Annotated in this window: 17 protein-coding genes; 1 reads left to right on the plus strand and 16 read right to left on the minus strand. The window is 44.9% G+C overall.

Annotation, left to right across the window (positions count from 1 at the left end; all coding sequences use genetic code 11):
- Position 1: 1 nt before the first annotated feature.
- From K6V21_RS16820 to tssD, 5 genes are all read right to left on the minus strand, one after another.
- Entirely contained in the window at positions 2-1,069 is a 1,068-nt protein-coding gene (locus tag K6V21_RS16820) for an ankyrin repeat domain-containing protein (RefSeq protein WP_007899833.1), read from the minus strand.
- 11 nt (positions 1,070-1,080) lie between these two features.
- Complete coding sequence (locus K6V21_RS16825; protein WP_224319321.1) at positions 1,081-5,292, minus strand: DUF6531 domain-containing protein; 4,212 nt, start codon at positions 5,290-5,292, stop codon at positions 1,081-1,083.
- A gap of 7 nt (positions 5,293-5,299) precedes the next feature.
- Positions 5,300-6,649, minus strand: a complete 1,350-nt coding sequence (locus tag K6V21_RS16830) for a hypothetical protein (RefSeq protein WP_224319322.1) — start codon at positions 6,647-6,649, stop codon at positions 5,300-5,302.
- Positions 6,646-8,403, minus strand: coding sequence for a type VI secretion system Vgr family protein (locus tag K6V21_RS16835; protein WP_224319323.1), 1,758 nt, complete (start codon positions 8,401-8,403; stop codon positions 6,646-6,648). The genes K6V21_RS16830 and K6V21_RS16835 overlap by 4 nt, the downstream gene beginning before the upstream one ends.
- 110 nt (positions 8,404-8,513) lie before the next feature.
- The gene (tssD, locus tag K6V21_RS16840) at positions 8,514-8,909 is read right to left on the minus strand and encodes a type VI secretion system tube protein TssD (protein WP_004310139.1); all 396 of its coding nucleotides are present in this window, start codon (positions 8,907-8,909) and stop codon (positions 8,514-8,516) included.
- 394 nt (positions 8,910-9,303) lie between these two features.
- Here tssD and K6V21_RS26690 point away from each other — a divergent pair, with 394 nt between their 5' ends.
- The gene (locus K6V21_RS26690) at positions 9,304-9,426 is read left to right on the plus strand and encodes a hypothetical protein (RefSeq protein ID WP_258770937.1); all 123 of its coding nucleotides are present in this window, start codon (positions 9,304-9,306) and stop codon (positions 9,424-9,426) included.
- On the opposite strand, the gene K6V21_RS16845 is transcribed toward K6V21_RS26690, so the two are convergent.
- Genes K6V21_RS16845 through K6V21_RS16895 form a run of 11 tightly spaced genes read right to left on the minus strand, consistent with a single transcriptional unit; the run spans position 9,423 to position 22,094 of the window.
- Positions 9,423-10,226: a DUF5457 domain-containing protein gene (locus tag K6V21_RS16845; RefSeq protein WP_004322098.1), complete on the minus strand. Its 804-nt coding sequence runs from the start codon at positions 10,224-10,226 to the stop codon at positions 9,423-9,425. The genes K6V21_RS26690 and K6V21_RS16845 overlap by 4 nt on opposite strands.
- Before the next feature lie 5 nt (positions 10,227-10,231).
- Entirely contained in the window at positions 10,232-12,580 is a 2,349-nt protein-coding gene (gene tssR / locus K6V21_RS16850; RefSeq protein WP_224319324.1) for a type VI secretion system protein TssR domain-containing protein, read from the minus strand.
- Positions 12,577-13,518, minus strand: a complete 942-nt coding sequence (locus tag K6V21_RS16855) for a PKD domain-containing protein (RefSeq protein WP_004310142.1) — start codon at positions 13,516-13,518, stop codon at positions 12,577-12,579. Before K6V21_RS16855 ends, tssR begins: the two co-directional genes overlap by 4 nt.
- 10 nt (positions 13,519-13,528) lie before the next feature.
- Positions 13,529-13,975, minus strand: a complete 447-nt coding sequence (tssO, locus tag K6V21_RS16860) for a type VI secretion system TssO (RefSeq protein ID WP_004310143.1) — start codon at positions 13,973-13,975, stop codon at positions 13,529-13,531.
- On the minus strand, positions 13,972-14,469 hold the full coding sequence (locus tag K6V21_RS16865) for a type VI secretion system TssO (protein ID WP_004310144.1): 498 nt from the start codon (positions 14,467-14,469) through the stop codon (positions 13,972-13,974). The genes tssO and K6V21_RS16865 overlap by 4 nt, the downstream gene beginning before the upstream one ends.
- 20 nt (positions 14,470-14,489) lie before the next feature.
- Positions 14,490-15,638 (minus strand): hypothetical protein, encoded by a 1,149-nt coding sequence (locus K6V21_RS16870; RefSeq protein WP_224319325.1) that lies wholly within the window; start codon positions 15,636-15,638, stop codon positions 14,490-14,492.
- Positions 15,639-15,641: 3 nt separating this feature from the next.
- Positions 15,642-16,520: a TssN family type VI secretion system protein gene (locus tag K6V21_RS16875; protein WP_004322089.1), complete on the minus strand. Its 879-nt coding sequence runs from the start codon at positions 16,518-16,520 to the stop codon at positions 15,642-15,644.
- Between the two features lie 13 nt (positions 16,521-16,533).
- The gene (locus K6V21_RS16880) at positions 16,534-17,469 is read right to left on the minus strand and encodes a hypothetical protein (protein WP_224319326.1); all 936 of its coding nucleotides are present in this window, start codon (positions 17,467-17,469) and stop codon (positions 16,534-16,536) included.
- The gene (locus K6V21_RS16885) at positions 17,454-19,892 is read right to left on the minus strand and encodes an AAA family ATPase (RefSeq protein WP_011203024.1); all 2,439 of its coding nucleotides are present in this window, start codon (positions 19,890-19,892) and stop codon (positions 17,454-17,456) included. The genes K6V21_RS16880 and K6V21_RS16885 overlap by 16 nt, the downstream gene beginning before the upstream one ends.
- Positions 19,889-21,664: a type VI secretion system baseplate subunit TssF gene (locus K6V21_RS16890; RefSeq protein ID WP_004322083.1), complete on the minus strand. Its 1,776-nt coding sequence runs from the start codon at positions 21,662-21,664 to the stop codon at positions 19,889-19,891. Before K6V21_RS16890 ends, K6V21_RS16885 begins: the two co-directional genes overlap by 4 nt.
- 7 nt (positions 21,665-21,671) lie before the next feature.
- Positions 21,672-22,094 (minus strand): GPW/gp25 family protein, encoded by a 423-nt coding sequence (locus K6V21_RS16895; protein ID WP_004310150.1) that lies wholly within the window; start codon positions 22,092-22,094, stop codon positions 21,672-21,674.
- Between the last annotated feature and the right edge of the window lie 136 nt (positions 22,095-22,230).

The following is a 22,230-nucleotide window of genomic DNA, read 5'->3' on the forward strand; positions in this document are numbered from 1 at the left end:
ATTATAATATTGGAAGAGATGTCCATTCCAATGTTTTCCATTTTTTTTTCTTCAATTTTTCTAAGAGTACAGATGTAAGTTCGTAATGAGAATTTTTTTTCTTTTTTTGAGGAATTAGAGTAAACAATGTAACTGAATTGTCATTTTTATCACATTCTAATGTTGTGTAATTATATTCAACAACATGAAAACCCGAATACTCCAATTGTGTATTATCACATATTTTATCAAGAGGAATAAATTCTCCATCGAAAAAAATACGACCATTTTGTAACCATAGAGACAACCATTCCATAATCAAATAAGGTAAATTTGAAGGTGCAATTCTTGAATATGGATTCCAACCTAATGGTAAAATCATTATAAATTCTGTTGATGGATTGCTATACCTATAATTACCTATGGTATATAAGAGTACGTTGCTGTTACTATTTGTTATTGCAATTCTATTAAATGTCCCATTTGACAAAATATTGAAGCGATTTGGTATTACTCTTCCAATATAGTAATCTATGTGGGCGGATATTCCTCCCCCATTTTCTGAAGTCCAATCATAATCCCTATTTACATTTGATAATGCTCCATTTTCAATTAGATAGTTAAATAGATGTTCATGTTTCCATATTATAGCTAAATCCAACGGACTCAGATATAATCCGATATTTAATCTATTTATATCTGCTCCACACTCAACAAGATACGCCATCATATCATAATGCCCTTTTGTGCAAGCTGTTCCAATTGCAGAAAGTTTTACTAAATCGTATCCATTTACATCTGCATTATTGTCTAATAATAATTTTACAATATCAATATTATTAGAAGATGCGGCACCTTCTAAAGGATAGAATATATGATCTTTTGTATAATTGACATCAGCGCCATAATCAATAAGAATTTTACAAATATCATATAAGCCCAATTTTGCAGCTCGATATAGCGGTGGATTTAAATTATACAATTCTCCATCATTTAAATTCAATGTGCTATTTTCTCGCAAAATTTTTTCCAAAGCAATACTATTACCTTGTGTTATGTATTTCTCAATTTTTTGATACAATTCATTCATGTCTTTTTATTTTATTTAAAACCAGTTCCAGAGAAGATCTCTCCAAGTGAACCTAATGTCTCTTTTATGGCTTCAGGGTTTCCTCTTACTTTGGATAATTCATCATATACTGTTTTAGCTGCTTTTTTAGAATGATTGCCTAATCCATTGGAAGCCCAAACAAAATTTTCAATAGAAGAATTTAAATCTATTCCGACTTCTGCTATTATATCTTGAGAGTCAGTTATCCATTTCCTTGCGTCAGCAGACCAATTAGAGGGAGCATGTTCTCTTACAATATGATGCCTATGCGGATTATACATATTTTTAGGAGCAGGTCCCATTTTTTTCATATCACTCGCACTTAAAGCGCATTTTTCTAATCCGAACAGGTCTAAGTAGCTATTGACATCTTCAACATATCCATAGAGTGTAGGATTGTTTCCAGCAAGCCCGATAGGGTCGGAGGAGATATACATACCCATTTGCGGGGAGTAATAGCGGAACCGATTGTAGTACAATCCCGTTTCTTCATCCTCGTACTGTCCCTGATAGCGGAACGGCACGAGCGTTCGGTCTCCGTGGCATTCCTTCACCTCTCCGTACACATCCAGCAGCATCTCCCAGACAAGCTCTCCCTTGCTGTCGTATGCCTGCGTCGGCGTACCCAGGTAGTCATGCACTATCGTGTAGCGTTCCCCGTCCGTGACCTTCGCCACAGGCGTGAACGACGTTCCGTCATATACCCATGTCACAAGGCCCTCCGGCTTCTCCGTTCCGTCGTATTCCTCGCGCCCGGTCTCGTCCGTGACGAGCCTCGGTCTCAGGGCTTCGTCGGTATCCCATTCGTGCAGCACCACGTTGCCGTCCCAGCCGAAACGGTGTACGGTGTCGCCCGTCCTCTTTGACACCCGTCTGCCGAGGGCGTCATAGCCGAACGTTACCGTCCTGCCGTCGGGAGTCCTCACCCCGGCAAGCATACTGTTGGCCTGCCACTCGTAGCAGGTGTCACCCGGCTGCCAGCAGGCGAACGGAGTGGTTTCCTTGTTGCCGTTATCGATATCCACATCGTCCGCAGAGAACAGCATACCGAGCCATCCTTTCTTTCCGGTATGCCCGTTTTCCGGAACAGACACATCCCTGCGGCTCTTGTGTACGAGGTTGCCCTCGCAGTCGTAGCGGTAATGGTACTCGCCGTCCCACAGCAAACGTCCGCCACGGTCATACTCGCGCCCCTTGCATCCGTCCTCACGGTACAGGTTGCCCACCTTGTCGGGGGTGCGGAAGACGCTCTCATACATGGAGTAGTCGCCCCTGACGAGGTTGCACATCGAGTCGTAGTCGAAGATGACCGGCTCCGGTGACAGGTTGCCGCGCATCGACATCAGCCTCGCGCCCACGTCCCAGCGGTAGCTTCTCCAACCCGTGTGGCGGTTGCCCGAACGCACGTGGCGCGAGCGGACAAGCCCCATGTCGTTGTAGTCCGTGGTGATCCTTATCCCTCCTGTTGCGAAACGCTCCACCTCACGCCCGGCATCGTCCCTGCCTATGGTGCTTTCCCATGGCCGGACGTCCCCTCCGGCGTCGCCGTATGCGGACGCTTCATCCGCTTCCGGTTTCCCGACGGTGGCTTTTATCCCGCCGACAAGCCCGAGCCTGTCGTATGACAGTTCCGTGTCGGCTCCGAGTGAGCTTCCCACACGGATACGCTCGCCGTATGCGTTGTATTCCGACTCCACCGACATGACCTCCATGAACCTGTCGCCTCCGGGAAGCCCCATCGTTTCCCTTGTCACACGCCCCATCGGGTCGCGTTCGAACACCATGCGCGCCTCACCGTTGTCGGCGGTGGCCATCAGCCCGTTCCTGTCGTAGCCGTATTCCTCTTTCGTGCCGTCGTGGTACTCGGCTGCGAGCACGCGTCCCATGGTGTCGTATGTGTAGGCGGTGCTGCGCCCCCCGGGACGATCTATGCGTGTCACACGTCCGCAACCGTCCCTGTGGTATATGCGTTCTATGCCGCCGTAGTCCTTTTCCGACGATATGTTGCCCGCAAGGTCGCGCCTGAAGACATACCCGGCACCGGCCTCGTTGACCACCTCGCGCAGGCGGTCCATCCCGTCGTAGCGGAAGCTCACCCTGTTCCCGCCTTCCTCGCGCCATGTCATGCTCCCCACGGAGTTGTAGCCCATGCGGACATGGCGTCGCGCGTCACGAGCCTCCGTGATGCTGTCGTAGCTGTCATAGCCGAGATGTATGACGTTACCGTCACGGGCGTCTATGCGCCGCAGGCGGTCCAGGGCGTCATACACGTAGAACTCCGTGCGGTTGCCGGGAGAGCTTCGCTCGATGAGCCTGCCCCTGACATCATGCTTCCAGCCGCCGAGCAGTCTTCCGTCCTCGTGCCATGACACGAGGTTCAGCGAGCCGTCGTAGGACAGTTCGGAGCGGCGGTCTCCCTTGCCGACGCCCACGGGCTGGCCGTGGCTGTCGTAGGTGAACTCCGTGATGCCGCCGTCACGGTCTATGAAGCGGCTGACAAGGTGCGGACGCTCCGTGTCGTACAGGCGGACGGTCTTGTTGCCCTCACGGTCCACGTGGATGCTCAGCCGTCCCTTGTCGTCGTATATGTACATCTCGCCGCTGCCGTCGGGGTACGTGACGCCGGTGAGGTTGCCGTCATTGTCGTAACTGTAGCCCGTGACGCCGCCCTCGGGGTCGATGGTGCGGTAAGGCTCCATGAAGTCCGTGTAGCTGTGGCGCGTCTCGTTGCCGAGCGGGTCAATCTCGGAGGTCACAAGCTGGTCGGGCGTATAGCGGTAAGTGGTCGTGCCGCCCGTGGAGTCGGTCACGAGGTTGTAGCCTTCGGACGGGTGGTACTCGATGCGCCCCTCCATCATGCCGTCCGTGCCGTAGGTATGGACGCACCGTCCCTTGCTGTCGTATTCCCAGCGGTAGGTGTCGCCGTTGCGGTCAGTCTTCTCCGTCATCAGGTGGCCGCTATACGACATCTCCGTGGTCTTGTCCATGGCGTCGGTGATGCCCGTCATGTTGCCGGATTCGTCGTAGGTGTACGACACCAGACGCTCTTCTCCCTTGCCGGTGACGAACGACAGGCTCGTGACGCGTCCCTTCGTGTCGGTGGCGGCGCGTACCGTGCGTCCGGCAGGGTCGCTCACTCCGGAGAACCTGCCGTTGCTGAAACGGAGCTGTATATGAAGCCCGTCGGGGTTTTCTATGCGCGTCATGCGCCATGCGCCGCCGTCCCGCATGTCGAAGCGGTATGTGAGCAGGCTGTCATGGCTGTATGCCTCGTAGCCTTTTTCGGTGCGGCGCAGCGTCGTGCGTTCCGTGCGCATGTAGAACTCGCCGCCCGGTGCTATCGGCGGGAAAGCGACGGCACGGCCGTCCTCCATGCGGAGCATCGTCACGCCCTCGTCCTCGAAACTTTCCACCGTGCGGTCATAGCAGCAGTGTACGCCATGGCCCAGCCAGCCCTCGTACTCCGAATCGGAGTACCATGCCCGGGTCCATTCCAGCGGAAGCGGTGACGGGAAGCCGAAGTCCGTACCCTCGTAAACCACTGCGCCGTTGACAAGGTTCACCGGCTCAAAGCCTAATTTACACAAGAATCGACTTAGCTTGTTAGGCCCTTTGGTTATTTGTCTTTTCAGGTTGAATTTTCTTATCTTGTTCCGTGCGCATTTCATCAGGGAACTGAACCCTATGCTCGCCGCAAGTCCCGTCAGCATTCCGCCCCAGTCGGGGACATAGGGACCGCCTACCATGACGGGCTTGCCTGTGGGAACAGGAAGGGAAAAGGAGGTCGGGGCGAAAAGGCTCGGTATAAGTTTGGTCTTTTTCCCTTTTTTACTGAATGATGCAGACAGCGGTATGCCCACGTCGTTGCACGTCATCACCATGTGACCCTTCGGACTCATGCGGCTGCCGTCGCAGAACACGGTCTGCGAGGCGAAGAAGTTCATGCTCTCGTGGCCAATCATGGAGGCCATGGCGAAAGGCCCGGCAAGCGGGATATGCGCCAGGGGGATAATCATGCCACCGGTGTCCGAAACGCCGCGCTTCAGCCCGTTCACGCTTACGTTCGTGCCAAGGAACGGTATGTAGTCGGCGGGGTCCATCACCATACCTATGTAAGGGTGGATGGGATTGAAGGGGGGAGCTGTCGTCACATGGACGTCAACTCCGACTACCATAGTGATATGACTGTCCGCAAGTAACATAATCAGACTATTTTTGGTTTCTCAGTGAGTATTCCGCATCGAGTTTGGCTGCCAGTTCCTTTGTGGAAAGCTGCCAGTCCTCGCCATATAAGTCAGACATACGTTTTGAGATTTCGTCTCTTTTTGACGAATCAAGGCTGTATGTTTTGTCAAGATAGGTAGAGGCAATAAATGAGAGATTGATAATCTTTAAGTCTTCGTCAGAAAATGAGTATCCATACTCAAATGCCTCATTTAAGATCGGTTCGTATGTAAGCCTGTCTTTTTTCAATGCCATAAGTAGTGCATAGTTGTATTCATTTACAACCTCGGTTTTCATATTGACCTCCTTGGCTATTTTGACGGCTGTCATAAATTGTTTGATGGCTTCTGTTATATCTTTATTGTAACTGTGTACAGTTCCTTTGTAATTATAGAGTTGTAACAGGATTTGTGCGCAATCCTGTTCATCATGGTATTTGGGAAGGACCAAAGCTATCCCTTTGTCAAACAAATCATGGCAGAATCCGGCTTCGCGATGAAACTTTACCATGAATCCCCCAAACATAAGGTAGGACGAAGCCATAAATGCCGTTCCGCCAATTTCACGGCTTAGCCTTATCAGTTCATGTCCCAGCTTCTTTGCTTCATCCTTGTTTCCTTTCGATGCTGCTTCTCCAAGTTCAAACAGGCATTTCCGATATTTTACGTTCGGATCTTGTGGATTACCTTGGGTCGCAATTTCTTTGTATGCGCCAGTCATATTCTGATTTGGGATGTCTATTAGACATATCCTGCCTTTCATTTCAGACAGCAGGATATCATAGACCTCTCGCTTTTTATAGTCAATTAGAATAAGCGCAACCCCTGCGGGCAGTCGTTCGGCAATGTCCTTTATTACTTCATTCAGAGCTTCCACATCGCCAATGCGGGATATGAAGAGAGTTATGCCGAGTAGATTGTCGTTTCCGACAAATGTTTTGAAACTTGTAACAAGACGAATATACAAGTCTCGTAGTTTATCTGCACTTAGAGAACTGACAGACGTCAATTCTGACTTGAATGAAGAAAAATCCGCCCAATCCCAATCGGGATTTTTCTCTACATCCATGGAAAACGAATCTATCCATGTTTTTATCAAGAACTTATAAAAGTCTGTTTTATCATCATAGTCGGCCTTGAAACCGACGATTATATCCGATGTGCAGCCATGTTCGGAGGCTTCAAGCCGTATGAATCCTTCTACAATTTGATAATCGGTTGGTTCGCAAACGAGACAATAAATCTTTGCATCGGGAAATTTCTCCCGATTTTCAATCCATAAGTCCTGTACGTTGCTGATTCTTATGGCTATCGGATTATGTTCGTTGTTTATCATGGATTAAAATTAAGTAAACCGCCTTTTATATTTGTCATCGCAGAACCATCCACATCAACGGTTGCTCCCGTTGCTTTCAGTGTTGCAGATGCTTTTATATCTATCGTAGCTGCCTCTTCCTTAATGGACGTATCACTTTTTATTTTTGCCTCGGACTTACCTTCAAAAGTGGATGTCTTACCAAGTACCTCAACCTCTGAATCGGCTTCAATTCTTATCTTTTCATCAGCAAGTATCTCCAATTCTTTGGAATGGATGGTTATTTTGTCCTTTGCATCAATGGTGATGGTATTGTCACCGTTCAAGATGATTGTGCTTCCGGTCGGATCTGCAATGGTAACACTTCCTTTTTCATCATCAAGCGTTATGGTACAACCGCTGCGGGTGGTCAGGCTTTTTGTTTTGTTTGAACTGCCGCCACCGGTGCCTGACTTTCCATGGAATAAGCTGCCAAGTACAAACGGACGGTTCGGGTCATCATATCTGAATGCCACCATGACTTGGTCTCCCTTTTCGGGTATGAATACAAATCCTCTGTTTGTGGTCACTTTGTCGCTTGTACCTGCGTCAGGAGTGAGCACCCGTATCCACGAGGTTTGCATCGGGCCGGTCTGCCAGTTCATCTTGACTTGGACGCGGCCTAACTTTTTCGGGTCCTGGTTGCTGACAACCACGGCCTGCTGTGTATGAGCAACAGGCAGAGGTACATCCGGGCATGGAAGGGTGGGAATAGAAGACGGAAGTGCGGTGAAATAGTTCTGGTAACTGTCACCCATACCGGCTACGTGGGTTATTTCCGTAATGATATAGGTGCCGATGCTATTTTTTACGTGGATACCTATTCCTGTATGGATAGCGGTATGAACATCTATGATACTGCCCACCGTGAGGATGCGGCAATCGCTTTCTCCGGTGATGAAACTGGATGCGGCGCTGTCGCTTTGCTGCTTGCGTTGGAAATAGGCGTCAAGTTCACCCTTATTGGTTATGCGCGGTTCCGCCCGTTGGACAGCGGGAGCGGTAAACAAAGCCAATGACGAGTCAAAGGCCGCTTGTCCCAATGTGTTTTGTCCGGCTGCGGTATCGGGGGATTGACCGTTATAGGTCTGGTCGTTCACCGAATGGTAAGAACTTCCCTTTATTGGTCGGGCAAGTGCCTGCGAGCAGACATCGAGCACGGATAGTTCCTCGCCGTATGTCAGCTTGGTCGTCGAGCCGGCCTGTGGCTTTCCGAATACAAGGTTCTGTCCGTCGTAGTAGAGCCATTCCTGATATTGGCGGGCAAGCCGTTGTATGAATCTGAAGTTGGTTTCCTCGTACTGGCATTCGTATTCCAGCTTCGATTTCGTTTCCGGATTGACAAGAGCTTGCACTCCCGCCTTGTCTGTAAGTTCCTTAACGATGTCAGACAAGGATTTGTTGCACCATGAGGCACAAGTGTGGTCTGACTCCAATAGGAATGTTGACGAATATCCCGTCACTTTTATATTTCCGTGTGTTCCACCGGAACGATGAAGTCCCACCATGGTGGCCACGCCGACAAAAATAGTGCCGCCGAAGTCCATGATTACTTTTTTCCCAACCCAGTCTTTTGACGCCTCCGGGATTTCCACACCATAGGCTTCTATGGCTTGGATATCCAGCGTTATCTCAAAGTAGTGATGCTCATTGATGCTCTGTTTGAGCATCAACTGCACAAACGACGGCATGGGTATGCCGGCTATTTCCAATGTGACTTTTTTTTGTTCCAGCATGGCGGCATTATATTTGACGGTTTATATCCAAATTGCCAAAGCCGCCCGGCGGAAGTCCGTCGGACGGCCTGACAAATGTTTTGATTTAGGATTTACCTATGTACGCCGATTTATTTCTTCGGCCAACGGTTGTCAAGAGCTGCGCTGCCGACGATGATTTCTTCAGCGGAGAACGTAATGGTGATTGTCATAGGCACATCGTTATTCGCGTCCAGAGTTTCCGAGTAGTGAACGATGTATGCGTTCTTGAACTGGATCTCCTTCATCTTGGCATCTTCCTCCGTTTTTTTGTAGATAATCTTTCCTTCTACAGGTTTGAAAGGACTGTTCAACATCGCTTCGATGACAGAAGTGTCTTCTGTTGATTCGATGGTTGCTTTTACTCTACCACCCAATACGCTTGAAGAGGGCATACCTTTAGGGTCTGTGTTACGACTAAACTCATAGTTTGAATAAAGGACGTCAAATTCCTTGTTGTTAAGTTCCAATGATGCTCTAAATGCCATAATACTTGGATTTAATGGGTTAAACTTAATTATTTTACTTCGGTTTCTCCGTCCTTGCGCCCTAACCGGTATAGATGCAAAAAAGAGAAAACCTCAAAAACGATTTTTTGAAATTTCCTCTCAGCCTCCGGATGACTCAGTTTTATTGTGGGAAAAAGAGAAGAAAATAAAACATCATCTTTGATGTGAGCAAATATAAGTGCTTATATTCATTTTTCCAAATTTTTTAGCGCGTTTTTTTGCTGTTATTTTCATTTTAACACGTTTTAAACTAATGTTCGTGTATAAAGCCACTGTCCTATATGATTAGAAACACGCCCCGTTGATGATGTGTCGCTATTAAATTGATTCCCGGTATTGTACAATAACACTTGTAGAAGAAGTTTCATCAGGAATGGACGAAACCGTCAGAAAGAAAACTGCTGCCGGAATGCAGAAAAACGGTATCCACCGCATGAAAGTGGCAGATACCGTTAGCAGATTGACTATGCAGTCTGAATGTTTGCGTATGTCCTAATTCTTACGTCCGTATCGGCAGATGAGCAATGAACTTAATACCAGGAGTGCAAGAGCAATCATCCATGTGTAGATCTTCCGTTCCTTTTCCAAATGTTCGATGTCCGCCGCTTGTTGTTTGGAGCAAGTTGTCAGTATATTAATCTGGGATTGTTGTGCCTTGCAGATATCCATAAGTTCAGCATTAATCCGTTGCTGTGTCTCCAGCGAATTTTGGATGTTCTTGAAGTTGCGGTTGGTCGTATATGCGTCACGGATATATCCGGGCGTGCTTACCTGTAACGAGGGAACCTGTATGCTGTCCGGAAGGTATGTCAGTTCTGCATTATTGCGCCGTTCCGTTGCGAAGCTGTTGAACAGGAGTATGCCAACAAGTGTGCCACTGATCAGAAAGGCTATTAATGCTATGATGGCAAACATTGTGTTTGATGATTTCGCGACAGGTTGTTGGTACTCTCGTTCAAGCCATGGATGATGGTTCATCGTGTGAGGCGGAATGGATGTTCCATACTCTACAGTCCGGACTTCGGCATTTTCTTCGGTCTCTTTTTTCTCAAGAGCCTTACGTCTTGATATATCCATAAATTCGCGCTTGGCAATCTGGTATTTATCCGCTTGATAAATTACAAGGTCGTTTTTTACCAGCCAGTCAAGAACGTCCTTGACACTCCGTTCTGATACCTTGAGGTTGCTGATGCTCCAGAATATTTCTGCACAAGATACCCATATTGGCTTCTGGAGGCACTTCTGATATAGGATTTCAAGAATCTCTGCCTGTAGTTGTTCTCTTGTTGGTTCCATTTTATTTACAGTATTAATTGTTTCGGAATAAAATAATATTTCTTGCCGGCGATGAATACAGGTCTGAAAAGGTTGCGTTGATACATGTCTTCCAGTCTCTTCATCTTTGAAATCAGGGCTGTATAGCCACTATTAAAGTCCGTCAGTTCAACCTTTCTTTTCTTTAGTTTCTTCACCTTTGTTGAATTTAAAAGGCTGTCATTGGCCATGACTCCCGTCTTACAATAGAAGATTTGAGCCAAATATGGATTTCTGGGCAATACTTTTCGATAGAAACTTCTGTTTATGCTTTTCTTTTGCCGGTTAAATTGCTTGCGAAGCACTCTTAGCTCCTTTTTCCCTATGTTATCTGAGAACTCCGGGAGCAGTCCCCTGTAGCTTTGCAGCAGTTCCATCACTTCCTTGTCATCGAGTAGATATCCATATTCGTACCCGTCCATTATACTGTCCGCTACGGAGGTCTTTATATAGTAGGTGTCATTCACGCTGTTTCTATCTATATCGTCAAGGCTCATACTGTCAGGATTTTCCGTATGATGGAATATATGCGTCAGTTCGGATGTGGGACGGCTTCTTAGGACACCTATATTTCGCTCATAATCTTTAAGTGAGTGCAACAGTAGGCTGTCCGTCTCGAAAGATTGCCATAACACGGAATCCAAGGCTGTTTCCAAAGCGTTGCTTTCCAGCCTGTTTCTACCTTTAGGGAATAAGATTCCTCCTACCGTAAGGCTGTTGTATGGAGCATCGTACAGGTATAAGTTGGCATCCGTAGCTTCTATGTTCTTGAACAGCTCCGTCTTTACCAGTCTGCTGTCTGCGATATAATTGGATATATGGTCTATGTATTTCGTAGAATGGCTGTCCAGAATGGATTTGGCCTGCAATAGGAAGTCCTGATAAGAAGTGCCTGACGCTCTGTCTATCTGGGCAAACAGAAGCCTTGCCGGTTGGGTTGCCAGCCACGAGAGTTGTTGCTCGTGCAAGGATAAAGTTTGCTTTGACCCTAAAATGACAAATACATTGTTGCTGAAACGGCTTTCGTTATCATAACGGGAGATTTGTTTGATAGCCCCGCCAAAACCGTAAAACGATGATTGTTCCTCTTGCTCGTTTTTCCGCTTGGAAGAAATGGATTGTTTGATATAGTCGAGCCAGGCTGAAAAGTCCTTGGTTGGGGCCAAATGTCTGTTTTCTCCGTTGGAGGATATGCAAGTTGCCGAGAAAGTGTAGTCATATTCGGGCTTCATTTTCAGCTTTAGGTTCTGTAGCACATTGATATATGGGGATAGATAAGGCAGGTCGGCATCATTGAACAGTACATGTATGTTCACGTTTTTGTTTTCCGCTTCCATCTTTCGGACATCGGAAACCATGATGTCTCCGCCTTTGATATTGATGATCTTATTCCAGTTCTTGTCCCAGACGGACAGAGGATAGTTCAGCCGGATATTCCCATTCGTTATAGGCCCTGCCGGGTTTCCATCCAGGTTGAACAACATCGTACCCTGAATATTCGCATTATGTAATGCCAACGTATCGGGATACATTAGGTTGACAGCACACAACAAAGAATCACGGTATCGTGAATAATCAATATGATACACCTCATTTTGGCCGACTTCTGCAAGAAGGTCAGCGGGAACCCACCCTAAAAAGCGTTTGGTACTGTCTGATAATGCGGGAACATTGGAAATCAATGCGGATTTGCCGCTCTTGTCTAACTTGTATAGGTAAACAACCTCTCCGCTGACAACTACCGCATCCGTTGTTGTTTTCAAAAACGGCTCTCCGTATATTTTCAGGGTATCTCCATTGAAGAATTGATGGATATCGAACAGCTTGTTAATGCTGTTTATGCCTATACGGTACCTTATCGGCTGGTTATTGCGGGGATTGATACGGGCATGGTCGTACATCAGTACATTTTCCGATGGTATCCATCCGGCATAATTGACTTTACGGGGTTCCTTAAAGTGTCTCTTGCTGTTATACAGGAAACCTATTATCGACTTGGGCTTGCCTGTAATGTCTGGGTCAGCCTGAACGAGCTTGTAGGTTCCGTTCTTTTCACCTACTATGTAATAGGGTGTGCCAATCCCGTGTGAAGACCGCTTACGCTGGAAATACGGGTCTTCATAACTTTGATTTCCAGTCCTGTCCGAATAGACAATTCTGTTTGTCTTGCTTTTCTTTGTTTTGACAGGAGTTTCTGTTAATTCCGGATAATTGAATATATCCCTATCCATTATTTGTATTCTGTCGCGGATGGACACTTGGGCAGATACGTTGCACGCAAGAGTAATCATCACGGCCACAGAAAACAGATTTCGTATGAGATTCAGTTGTTTCATTTTTCAATATAACTTTGTGTCACATGGATGGACTTGACGCAATTCAAATCGTCAATTTTCACATCATCAATACTCACACGCTTTTTCCTGTTGCTTTCAAGAAAATGCAGTCCTTGGCAATAGCCGTTGAAGTCATTGTATTTTTCATCATTGATGACGACCACTACCTGGTCTGCATCAATGCAAAAATATTTGTTACGGATATAATTCGTATGTTCGTAATAGACCGACTTTTGTGAGACTTTGGCGTCAGCTATGGCTTGCAAGTGTTTTTTTATATCATTCTGTACCAGTACCAACGAATCCACCGTGACCAGTTCCTCTGCTTTTTCAAAGCGTGGGAGAATGGTTATACGGTGCTTCACCGGATATTTCGTCGTATTGGTTTGTAATGAGATGGTGTATTCTCCCGGAATATCATACGAATACACGACTTGCTGCTCGTATGCGTCCACAGTACCGCTTTCTCCAAATTCCCATAGCCATGTGTCCATACCATAGCCTTCTGCCGAAAAGACCAGTTCTTCGCCTTGATAACCCTCTGACACTCCATTTATACGGGGTATGGAATCAATGGCCTCATGCTCCAGCCCTGAGATAACTTTGATATACTTGTTTACGGAGTGTTTTCCGTCTATTTTCAAAGTAATAAGATATTTGCCGGCCTTACGGTAAGTGTATGACACATCCGTATTTCTCATCAGTGTATCACCGTTTCCCATTTCCCATATGAGCCGCTTGCCTTTAATCGCTGCCGTATCGTTGACTAATAGCTCCAACCGCTCATTGACCTCATAATGAAAATTATCATTGGTGTCATACACATAAAAGTCAATATTGGCAAGGTGCGACTTCGAAGGCAGGAACAAAAACAAAAGGATACCTGCCATGGCAACCAGTCCCAATATGATGATTGTTATAGTTTTCTTATTATCCATCGCGAATGTTTTATAAATTGGCTTTACATTCTTCCAAATCCCGTTCAATCAGTGCATTGTTATGTACCAGACTGTTCAATTCCTCTTTTATGTCGAATTGGCATTTAAGCATTCTGGAGGACAACACGCCGAAAAGGAATTTCGTATTCATATTGTTTTCCTTGTATATATGCTGCAATTGGTAAATCCCATCCTTCACCTCGTCCATCTTTTGTACTTGATGAATGTTGAAGTCCAGAGAGTCAATCTCATTCCAGATGTTCTGCGCTTGCTGCATATGTGTATGCTGGATTTCAAAAATGCGTTCGGAATGGTTGATTTCGTTTATCAACTCCGAACTGTCCTCTGTCGGTACGTTGAGTATATACCGGCAAAGTATGATATAAATTGCGGCTACTGAGAAAATCAGCAGCAGGAGGAAACGGATGTTTCCCCATAGCATTTCGTCTTTTGTCATGGCTTCGTCAGTTTATTCTTGGTTAATTCCTGATATTTGATTCTACACTTTTCAAGTTGCTCCATGTTGCTTTCACGCTTTTTGCTTTCGCGGTCAAGGTCATCCATTGATGATTGGATGACACGGATCTGTTCAAGCATAGCTTTATACACTTCGTACTTGCTTTTATCGGCCTGCATCGCAATGTCATTTTCCATTAATAACCGTTTTTTGGTTATCAATTTTTGCATGTGCTTGTGTTCACTCGAATTTCGCCGCTTGGTCTTCAGATTGTTCAAGTCTCGGAACAATTCTTCTATCTGGAAGTTAAGTTCTGCCTGTTTCTTGAACACATTGTCATATTCGGCCTTCTTGCTTTCAAGAAGGGATATTCCCTTTTGTGCAGTCACAATCGTTACGATACCTCCGGTTGTGGTAACAATCAGTGCGATAGCGAATACCAAAGTAAATCGGAGCTTCGCTTTCAAACGAGCTTTTTTGTTTTCTGCTTCCATACTTGCTATGATTTAATCGCTCAACCTATAAATGACCATGATCGTTTCTTTTGAGCCTCTATTGTTTCGTGACTTTCGTCTCCTACTATAATATTCTCACGAACCATTCCGATGTATTCCAGTTCACTCATTTTGTGGAACATATTGCTGAGCAGTGTCACAAATGCCCCTGCCGTCTGCAATGATTGGTTTATATTGGTATGATCATACATAAGCTTGGTTAGGCTCTCTATCTTCGTGATAAATTCAGAGGGTGTGACATTGGTCCACTCATAGAAATATTGGAGCAATTGTTCTCTTTCCGTTTCAGAAAGACTTTGAAGAGCGGAGTTCAGACCGTTTGCAAGCTCATTCACGGCCTGCACAAGATATATCGGCGGTTGCTCTAAGGCGATTTGTTCGATAAAGAAGATTCTTGAGTTGTAAAAGGCCGAGAAAGCCTTACACAGCTCAAATGTATTATTGGCAAGCGTATCTCTACGCTTGTCAGCAACATTCCTGCTGTAAATGAGTTTCACGTCTTCTTTTATCGACTGTAGGGTACGTGCCAATTGGGAAATGAATGTTTTAATCCCATCGTGGCAAGCGGAATGTTGTACCGGTGGAATATATTGATGATTGATTTTATAGGTATTCCCTTGTCTGCATACCTCTGCCACCAGCAAAAAATTCTGGCTGTAGAAAGATTTGTTGACTTGGTTTCTGGGAACGATATGGAGTTTTATGCTCGGCAAGACATACGGGTGATGCAAAGGCACCTCTTCCGGGTCCGGTTCACCGACAGGTATCAAGTGATACGGATCTACGGATATTAGTACTATATACTCGCTGTCCTCGGCTTGCAGACCGGATTCTGAAATGGTTGCACAGGGTTTCTCATCCCCGTATAAACCGTCGTAATAAACGATGGGCAGACCGCCTTTGGTGATAGCGTTGCAGCTTTTCAGGCGGACACAGAGAGTGGACATGGTATCACCTGAAATCTCTATTTCAAGATTGTCACCTATCCCTTCAAGGACCTCTCCAAGACCATAGTTATAACTGGTCAGACTCCTTCCTGCTTCGCGGTTGAGAGCTTCCGTTTGGCAATATTGGTTTGCAAAGAAATGCTGGCTGGTCAGCTTCAGACCATTGACCCAGTTTACAGGCAAATATGTTAGTGTTTTCATATATTATGATGTTTTTGTTTCTACTTGTACACGTCGGATATATATCGTTTGATTATTCTTAATCTTATTGCCCTCACTCGTCAGAGTGGGGTCAAGTATTCTTATGAACAACGGGAAGTTAAACCATTTTGAGGTATAGAACATCCATCCGATTTGCATATCTTCCTTCTCTGTTTCAATCTTGTTTTGGGGGAAACGCCTGTTTTGGTCTTCGATAACCCAATTGAACCAATTCCCAAGAGATATTTCATTGGGCAGGCGGACAACTAACGAAGCGTATGTCGGGTCTTTTATATTCCGTTTGATTTTGACTTTGACCGTTCGGAAGCCGAAGTTGTCTATGTTGTCCCAATATTTCCGGTCAAAGGTACCATAGCTCAATTCCCATGGGGTATATATCGGGTGCGGGATGTCCAGGAACAGGGTTCTGCTGTACATAATCAGATATGGGATTGCAAACCACAGGATATTTGTTGTGTTCCATAGCGAATAAGGTAGCTTGCTTATCAGTTCAAACAGTAGATAGTAGCACCATCCGCCTAAAGCGCATATTGTGGTTAGAGTGAGAATGACCGCTGTTCGGGAACTGCCAATACCGATTGCTCCGAACAAATCGGAGGTTGACAGTTTGCAGAACAATGCTCCAAGGAGGATATAGGACAATATCGTGAATGTCAAGCCTCCCCAGACGTATTCGTTTTTTAGGAAACCGAACAGGCTGGGTAAAGCAACGGCAATGGAAGCCAGAAGAATGAATATGATTAATTTCTTCAGGCTAAGTTTGCTCTTGATCGTTTTTATTCCGGTCAAGACAAATATCATCACGGCTACAAATAATGGAGCCAATAAATAACGTGCAAAGAAATATAGCAATATCTTCATATTATTAGATTTTTCATAAGTTCATATTATATCCTAATCGGTTTTCTCCGAGTATAAAATCCGTTTCTCCACGTACCAGATAATCAACTTCGATATTTCTTGTTGAAAGGATGAAAAATTCAAGTATCCGGCGGACATTGGATAGATGCGTTTTTACCTCCTCATAGTCATCTGTCGGAGTATCAAGGATGATTGCCGCCGTCAAATCATCGGTTTCGCTTATCATTAGACCATTAAGGCCTAATGTCTGTCCGACACATCCGGAACCGACGGAAAGGTAAACCGTTTCATCAATCTCATGGACTTCCAGTCGCAGTTTCACCTTCAATCCCAAAACGATAAGAAGCAGTTGCTCGATAGCAGGCAGGTTCTCTTTATACCGTTCTGCATTGCAGAGGAATAGGAACAGCTTATATTTCTGATGGGAAGTAATGGATAGTTCGACATTTTCCATTACTTCAATCATCTTGATGAAGTTCTTCTTGGAGTCCGGGTCTGAAAAGAAATTCAGATGGCGGTTATTGATACGGACCTTTTCTTTGAAAAACTCTGTATCAAAGGGTGCAAAGAATTGTATAAGCTCTTTATCCTGTTTTTCATTGGCTCGGATGGCTTCAACTATCTCCTTGTTGCTCATGCCCGGTGTGCTAAGCACCAATGGATGAAATAGTAATTCCGGCAATTGATGATAGATGCTGTTTCTTGCCAGATTCAGCAATATATATTCTTTGTCGGCATTTGTCGCCGCGATATGCTGTACCGAAACACTTAATACATCTCTGGATTTCACACGACTGTTCATACCATGGCAATTAACCATAGTATGGTCCAACAGCCGCCGGTCAAGAATAAATTGAAGTTCATCATAAAAGATTTCTGCGACAAAATTTATTGCCTGACTTCGTTGGATGCTTTCCAAGGGTTTCTTTTGCGCTAACATTGTTCCCATATCAGTTCACCGTTTCGATAGTTTATGACGATGTTGTCACCCGACTTGATTTGCTCAGAGACAATCAGACGAGATACGGACTTCTTGATATAAGTTCTTATGACTCCTGCTATCGGACGTGCGCCGTATTTGGGAGAATACCCTTTGTTTGCCAGATGTTGCAATGCTTCATCCGACAAATTCAACTGGATGTTTTTCTGTTTCATCAGTTGTTCTTGCAATCTTCCAAAATGGAGGTTGAATATCTGTTTGGCGACATTTTCATCTATTGGCGCAAACGGAACCACCTCGGTGAGACGTCCCAAAAATTCAGGTCGGAAATACTGTGCCATAACCTCGATGAGCTTTCCGGAATCAGGAGTATGTCCGGATTGTATTTGTTCCACAATCCACTGGCTTCCGATATTGGATGTGAAAATGATTATGGAATTTGAAAAATCTCCTTCCCGGCCCAGTTTATCATGTATTTTGCCTTCATCCATCATTTGCAGGAAAACATCATAAACGCTGCTATGGGCTTTCTCAATCTCATCGAATAACACTACCGAATAAGGTTTCTGTCTGATTTGAGTGACCAGTAAACCACCTTCCTCATATCCTACATATCCCGGAGGTGCACCATACAGCAATGCAGCCGAATGTTCTTCCTTGAACTCGGACATGTCAAATCTGATCATGGCTGATTCGTCATCAAACAGTAACTCGGCCAGTGATTTTGTGAGTTCTGTTTTTCCCGTTCCGGTAGGGCCAAGGAAGAAGAATGAACCTATAGGCTTCTTGGGGTCACTCAGTCCGCTGCGTGATTCTATAATGGCATCTGATAAAGTCGTAATAGCCCGGTTCTGTCCTTTGACCCGTTCTTGCAATTTGCTCTCGATGCTCAAAAGTCGGTCCTTCTCGCGGGCTTGTATTTTTCCGATAGGTATATTGGTGCACTCCGCTACAATCGCCTCTATTTCCGAAGAGCGTATCTCTTCAATAGACTGGTCGGATAGTGCCTTTAATTCTTTGATGATGCCCGACAAACGTCCTGCTTTTATCGCGATGTCATCTTCTTTATCCCATACATAGTTGTCTGACAGTTTGGTGGTCAATACGACACTGATTTTGCTGAATACAGAACGGTATAGTAAGTAAAGCGGCCCTTCAGATATTTTTTCGTCGAGACTCTTTATTTCCTCAAAATCCGCTTCCAAATCAGAAACACTGGCTCGTGCATTCTTATTGCATAGCCGGACGGCAGCAGCGGTTCTGTCAAGCAGGTCGATGGCGGCAGATGGCAGGCTGCGTTCCTTAAAATATCGTTTGGAGAGTGCGATTGAATCTTTAATACACGCATCTGAAATTCTCAGCTCGTAATAGTTTTCAATCCTTTTTTTATGTAATTGTATGGCACTTTCAAGTGTAGCCGTATCCAGTTCTTCAATCTTTATGATATCAAGACGCCCTTCTATCGGATGCTTTTCGATGTTCTTCCGGTAAGAATCGTTCGTGAGTGTGAGAACAAGATTTGCGGCTCCCTCGCTGATTTGTGCACTTAATATGTTGATGAGTGTGGATGCTTTGCCTGATACGCTGTTCTCCAAAAGGACCTGTAAATCATCAATCACCAGCACAGCTTGTTCCAATTGGTTGAGCTTGTGCATCAGATTGACAACTTTTTGTGCTATCTCCGTTTCAGACGAGGTTGATGCGAGCAGTTTTGCCGTATTGAGTCCGACAATAGATATTTGCTTTAACATCTCGTCTTCATTCTCACAGATATCTTTGACAAAGGCGTTGATGATGGAACTCTTCCCGATACCGGATTCACCGACAATCAGTATGCCCTTGTTCTCTGAGCGTTCGAGGCATTCTAAAATAGTACGGACCTCTTTTTCCCTACCGACGACAAAGCCACCGGCATTGATGGTTTCTTGCTTTTTTAGGTTGTCGGCATAAGGAACGCTTGCTGTTATCTGCATTTCCTCTCCTTGATAAGAATGCAACGGGGTAAGGGCATTGTAGTGGGACAATATGTCATCTTCCGAAACATCCAGTATCTCTATCTGCTGATGCGAATATACGACACCTTCACGCAATATGGCGGTAAACACACAGATGGAGTCTATGGAATCCGCTCCTAATTTAATTTTAGACCGTTCGGACTCATCCAAGACTTTTGACACTTCTTCGTCAGGCTCCACTTCTTCTGTGGAAGTGCCACTGGACCTATACATTTCGCGGTGGGTGTCAAACCATTCCATTATGTAGCCGACATCCTTCTGCATCGAGGATAAAATTTCTTTTAGACCCGTGTTTTCTGCAAACATGGCCATGACAAGATGTGACACGCCGAACGTGTTATGCTTGTCTTGAAGTGCCATTCCTCTTGCTATCTTAAGGGCAGACACCAAACTTGGACTATAATTGCTATCATTCATACGAATTTGATTTTATAGTTTGAATTACATACAGAGCGTTCAGTCAAATCTTTTTCAAGATAATGGGCCAATTCTTCCAGATTGGGAATTTCATCTTTATCAAATTGTCCAAGTTTTATCTTGACCTCTGTCACTCTGATTAATCCTTTTTTGCTGTCAGGAGATATAGCTACGCCATTACCGACTTCGACTGATTCAACATGTTTTCCCAGCTTGTGAAACAAGTAGCTTTTGATGTCTTCTTTAGATATAATCCGTTCCCGGGACAACAGACCATACCTTAAACTATTAATAAGTTCCTGTTCGCTATCATGCGTTGTTCCTCCTTGCATACAAGTGCGCAACATGATGCCTGAAGCGTCATATTTTTCTATGTTGAATTGCTGTATCAGTGTGCGTTCATTGAAACCGTTCGCCAGAGATCCGGAAGTCACCCAATATTTTATCTCGGCATTGGTCGCATCCTTTTGTGGGACACTTAAAACAAAGGCCTTTATTTTGTTATCTCCTTTTAGCGTGGCCTCCAATCCTTTCTCTATATCATTTATCTTGTTGAACAACTCTTTGAGCTGCGTCGAAAGTGCATCCGGATTCATTGAAGCAAAAGCACTCCCGTCTTCTTTCATTAATTGTAACACTTTTGAAATTAATGAGCGGGCACTGTCCGAATCAAATCGTTCAAGGTCGCCAAAATACAGGCTGAATATACCTGTCGGATTTTCCTCATACTGGTTCAGTCGGTTTACATATTCCCGGCCTTTGTTGTCTTGAAACGAGCGTATGTTCAAGAATTGTGTACGGCCCGGACATTTCAGGGGTATAATTCGTCCGGTGGAACGGAAATTATGCTGTTTGTAAACGATTTGTCTGTTTACAACCGGAAATGTGTTCAAATATACTTCCAGATTTTCAAGACTTTCTTTCGTGAATATTTCAGGAAAGACTATCTTGACCCAAAAGAGATTCTCAGAGTCATCCGGGACCTCGCAGTCGGCCACATAACCGGGAAACATTTCTCGGTAGGTATGTTTCTCTTTGGAAGCATCTTTTATACCCACATTAAAATATAGGTCACTATAAAAATCGCGGATTTCATCAAAGTAGTGCGCATTACTATATGGATCTTCAACATGAAGGCCTGTTTTTGCATTCAATCGGTTTCCTGTGCAGTCATAGAAGAAAGCCATATTCATAAACGGAAGCAACCCCATATCGGAAGGCTTGATACAAAACATTACAGAGTCCATTTTTTGCAGGACTTCTTTAGACACATCCAGCCCGACCCAGACGCAATAATCCGCTATCCGGTTTTTAGGGCCAAGGAAGCGTGTTGGAGTGCTAAAGCTATCGGTTGAATGCCTTATACTATCGTTGTATGCGATTGCTTTGACTTTTGCATCAACCAGTTTATAGGAAAACAAAGGGGTTATAAAGACTTGAATATCCCCTTTGCCAAATATGTTTTTCTCTGCATAAAAGTGATCTTCGGCATCAAGTTCGCAACATTCCCCATGATTGGGGGTAATAGTCATAAGCGCATGGGCCGGCTTTGGCAGCGACCATTTGTTTCCTATGAGTATTCTGGACAGGCGGTGAAGTATCCGTGAATCGGACTGATCTATTTCTTGATGCAGCTTGTTGGACTCATGGGCAAAAACTTCAAGCAGCAAATCTATCACGGGGTCCATATCGCGTATATCGGATACACCCCAAAACTCCATAGCCTGCTTTAATATTCGTTCCTTTATTGCGATTTGTTTCTTGTCTGACATAGTTCGATTATTGTGATAAAGGGCTTATATATAATGAGGTGTTAAAACTGAATTTCTCGTTGGTTCTATCCATTATTCCGGTCACCGTTATTTGTGCCTTTCTTCGGATATGAGATACTTTATCTATATTTTCTTCTTCTATTTCCAAAAGGGTGACGTTCACATCTACATTCCGTAGTCTCTTTTCATATTTCTCTATCGTTTTTATTAAGGAGTTTTTTACTCCTTCCTCCCAATCGCTGATTTTCACAAGTTGGTTGAACTCAAGGTCCCATATCATGGAACCAAAGTCTTCTCGGCCGATAACTTCCCCATGGTGAGAAAGAATCAGTAGCATGATGTGTTGGGCTATCGATTCCTGATAGGAACACCTTTGCAATTTCTTGGCAACAGCCGATTGCAATTGTAATGGCATTTTCAGGTAAGTCATACTATTCTTTTATTTTATTCTATTTCGCAAATATACTCTTTTCCTTGTTAGATGCCAATAAAATGCTCCTAAAAATTTGACGGTTTCAGAAATAATTCATATATTGCGCACGGTCACAAAACCAAAAGAGAGCTAT

It is taken from the genome of Bacteroides cellulosilyticus, assembly GCF_020091405.1.
Taxonomy (GTDB): Bacteria; Bacteroidota; Bacteroidia; order Bacteroidales; family Bacteroidaceae; genus Bacteroides.

Excerpts from the sequence above, each read along its gene's own strand:
- K6V21_RS16820 (WP_007899833.1), bottom strand. The coding sequence starts at position 1,069 with ATGAATGAATTGTATCAAAAAATTGAGAAATACATAACACAAGGTAAT.
- K6V21_RS16825 (WP_224319321.1), bottom strand. The coding sequence starts at position 5,292 with ATGTTACTTGCGGACAGTCATATCACTATGGTAGTCGGAGTTGACGTC.
- K6V21_RS16830 (WP_224319322.1), bottom strand. The coding sequence starts at position 6,649 with ATGATAAACAACGAACATAATCCGATAGCCATAAGAATCAGCAACGTA.
- K6V21_RS16835 (WP_224319323.1), bottom strand. The coding sequence starts at position 8,403 with ATGCTGGAACAAAAAAAAGTCACATTGGAAATAGCCGGCATACCCATG.
- tssD (WP_004310139.1), bottom strand. The coding sequence starts at position 8,909 with ATGGCATTTAGAGCATCATTGGAACTTAACAACAAGGAATTTGACGTC.
- K6V21_RS26690 (WP_258770937.1), top strand. The coding sequence starts at position 9,304 with ATGGACGAAACCGTCAGAAAGAAAACTGCTGCCGGAATGCAGAAAAAC.
- K6V21_RS16845 (WP_004322098.1), bottom strand. The coding sequence starts at position 10,226 with ATGGAACCAACAAGAGAACAACTACAGGCAGAGATTCTTGAAATCCTA.
- tssR (WP_224319324.1), bottom strand. The coding sequence starts at position 12,580 with ATGAAACAACTGAATCTCATACGAAATCTGTTTTCTGTGGCCGTGATG.
- K6V21_RS16855 (WP_004310142.1), bottom strand. The coding sequence starts at position 13,518 with ATGGATAATAAGAAAACTATAACAATCATCATATTGGGACTGGTTGCC.
- tssO (WP_004310143.1), bottom strand. The coding sequence starts at position 13,975 with ATGACAAAAGACGAAATGCTATGGGGAAACATCCGTTTCCTCCTGCTG.
- K6V21_RS16865 (WP_004310144.1), bottom strand. The coding sequence starts at position 14,469 with ATGGAAGCAGAAAACAAAAAAGCTCGTTTGAAAGCGAAGCTCCGATTT.
- K6V21_RS16870 (WP_224319325.1), bottom strand. The coding sequence starts at position 15,638 with ATGAAAACACTAACATATTTGCCTGTAAACTGGGTCAATGGTCTGAAG.
- K6V21_RS16875 (WP_004322089.1), bottom strand. The coding sequence starts at position 16,520 with ATGAAGATATTGCTATATTTCTTTGCACGTTATTTATTGGCTCCATTA.
- K6V21_RS16880 (WP_224319326.1), bottom strand. The coding sequence starts at position 17,469 with ATGGGAACAATGTTAGCGCAAAAGAAACCCTTGGAAAGCATCCAACGA.
- K6V21_RS16885 (WP_011203024.1), bottom strand. The coding sequence starts at position 19,892 with ATGAATGATAGCAATTATAGTCCAAGTTTGGTGTCTGCCCTTAAGATA.
- K6V21_RS16890 (WP_004322083.1), bottom strand. The coding sequence starts at position 21,664 with ATGTCAGACAAGAAACAAATCGCAATAAAGGAACGAATATTAAAGCAG.
- K6V21_RS16895 (WP_004310150.1), bottom strand. The coding sequence starts at position 22,094 with ATGACTTACCTGAAAATGCCATTACAATTGCAATCGGCTGTTGCCAAG.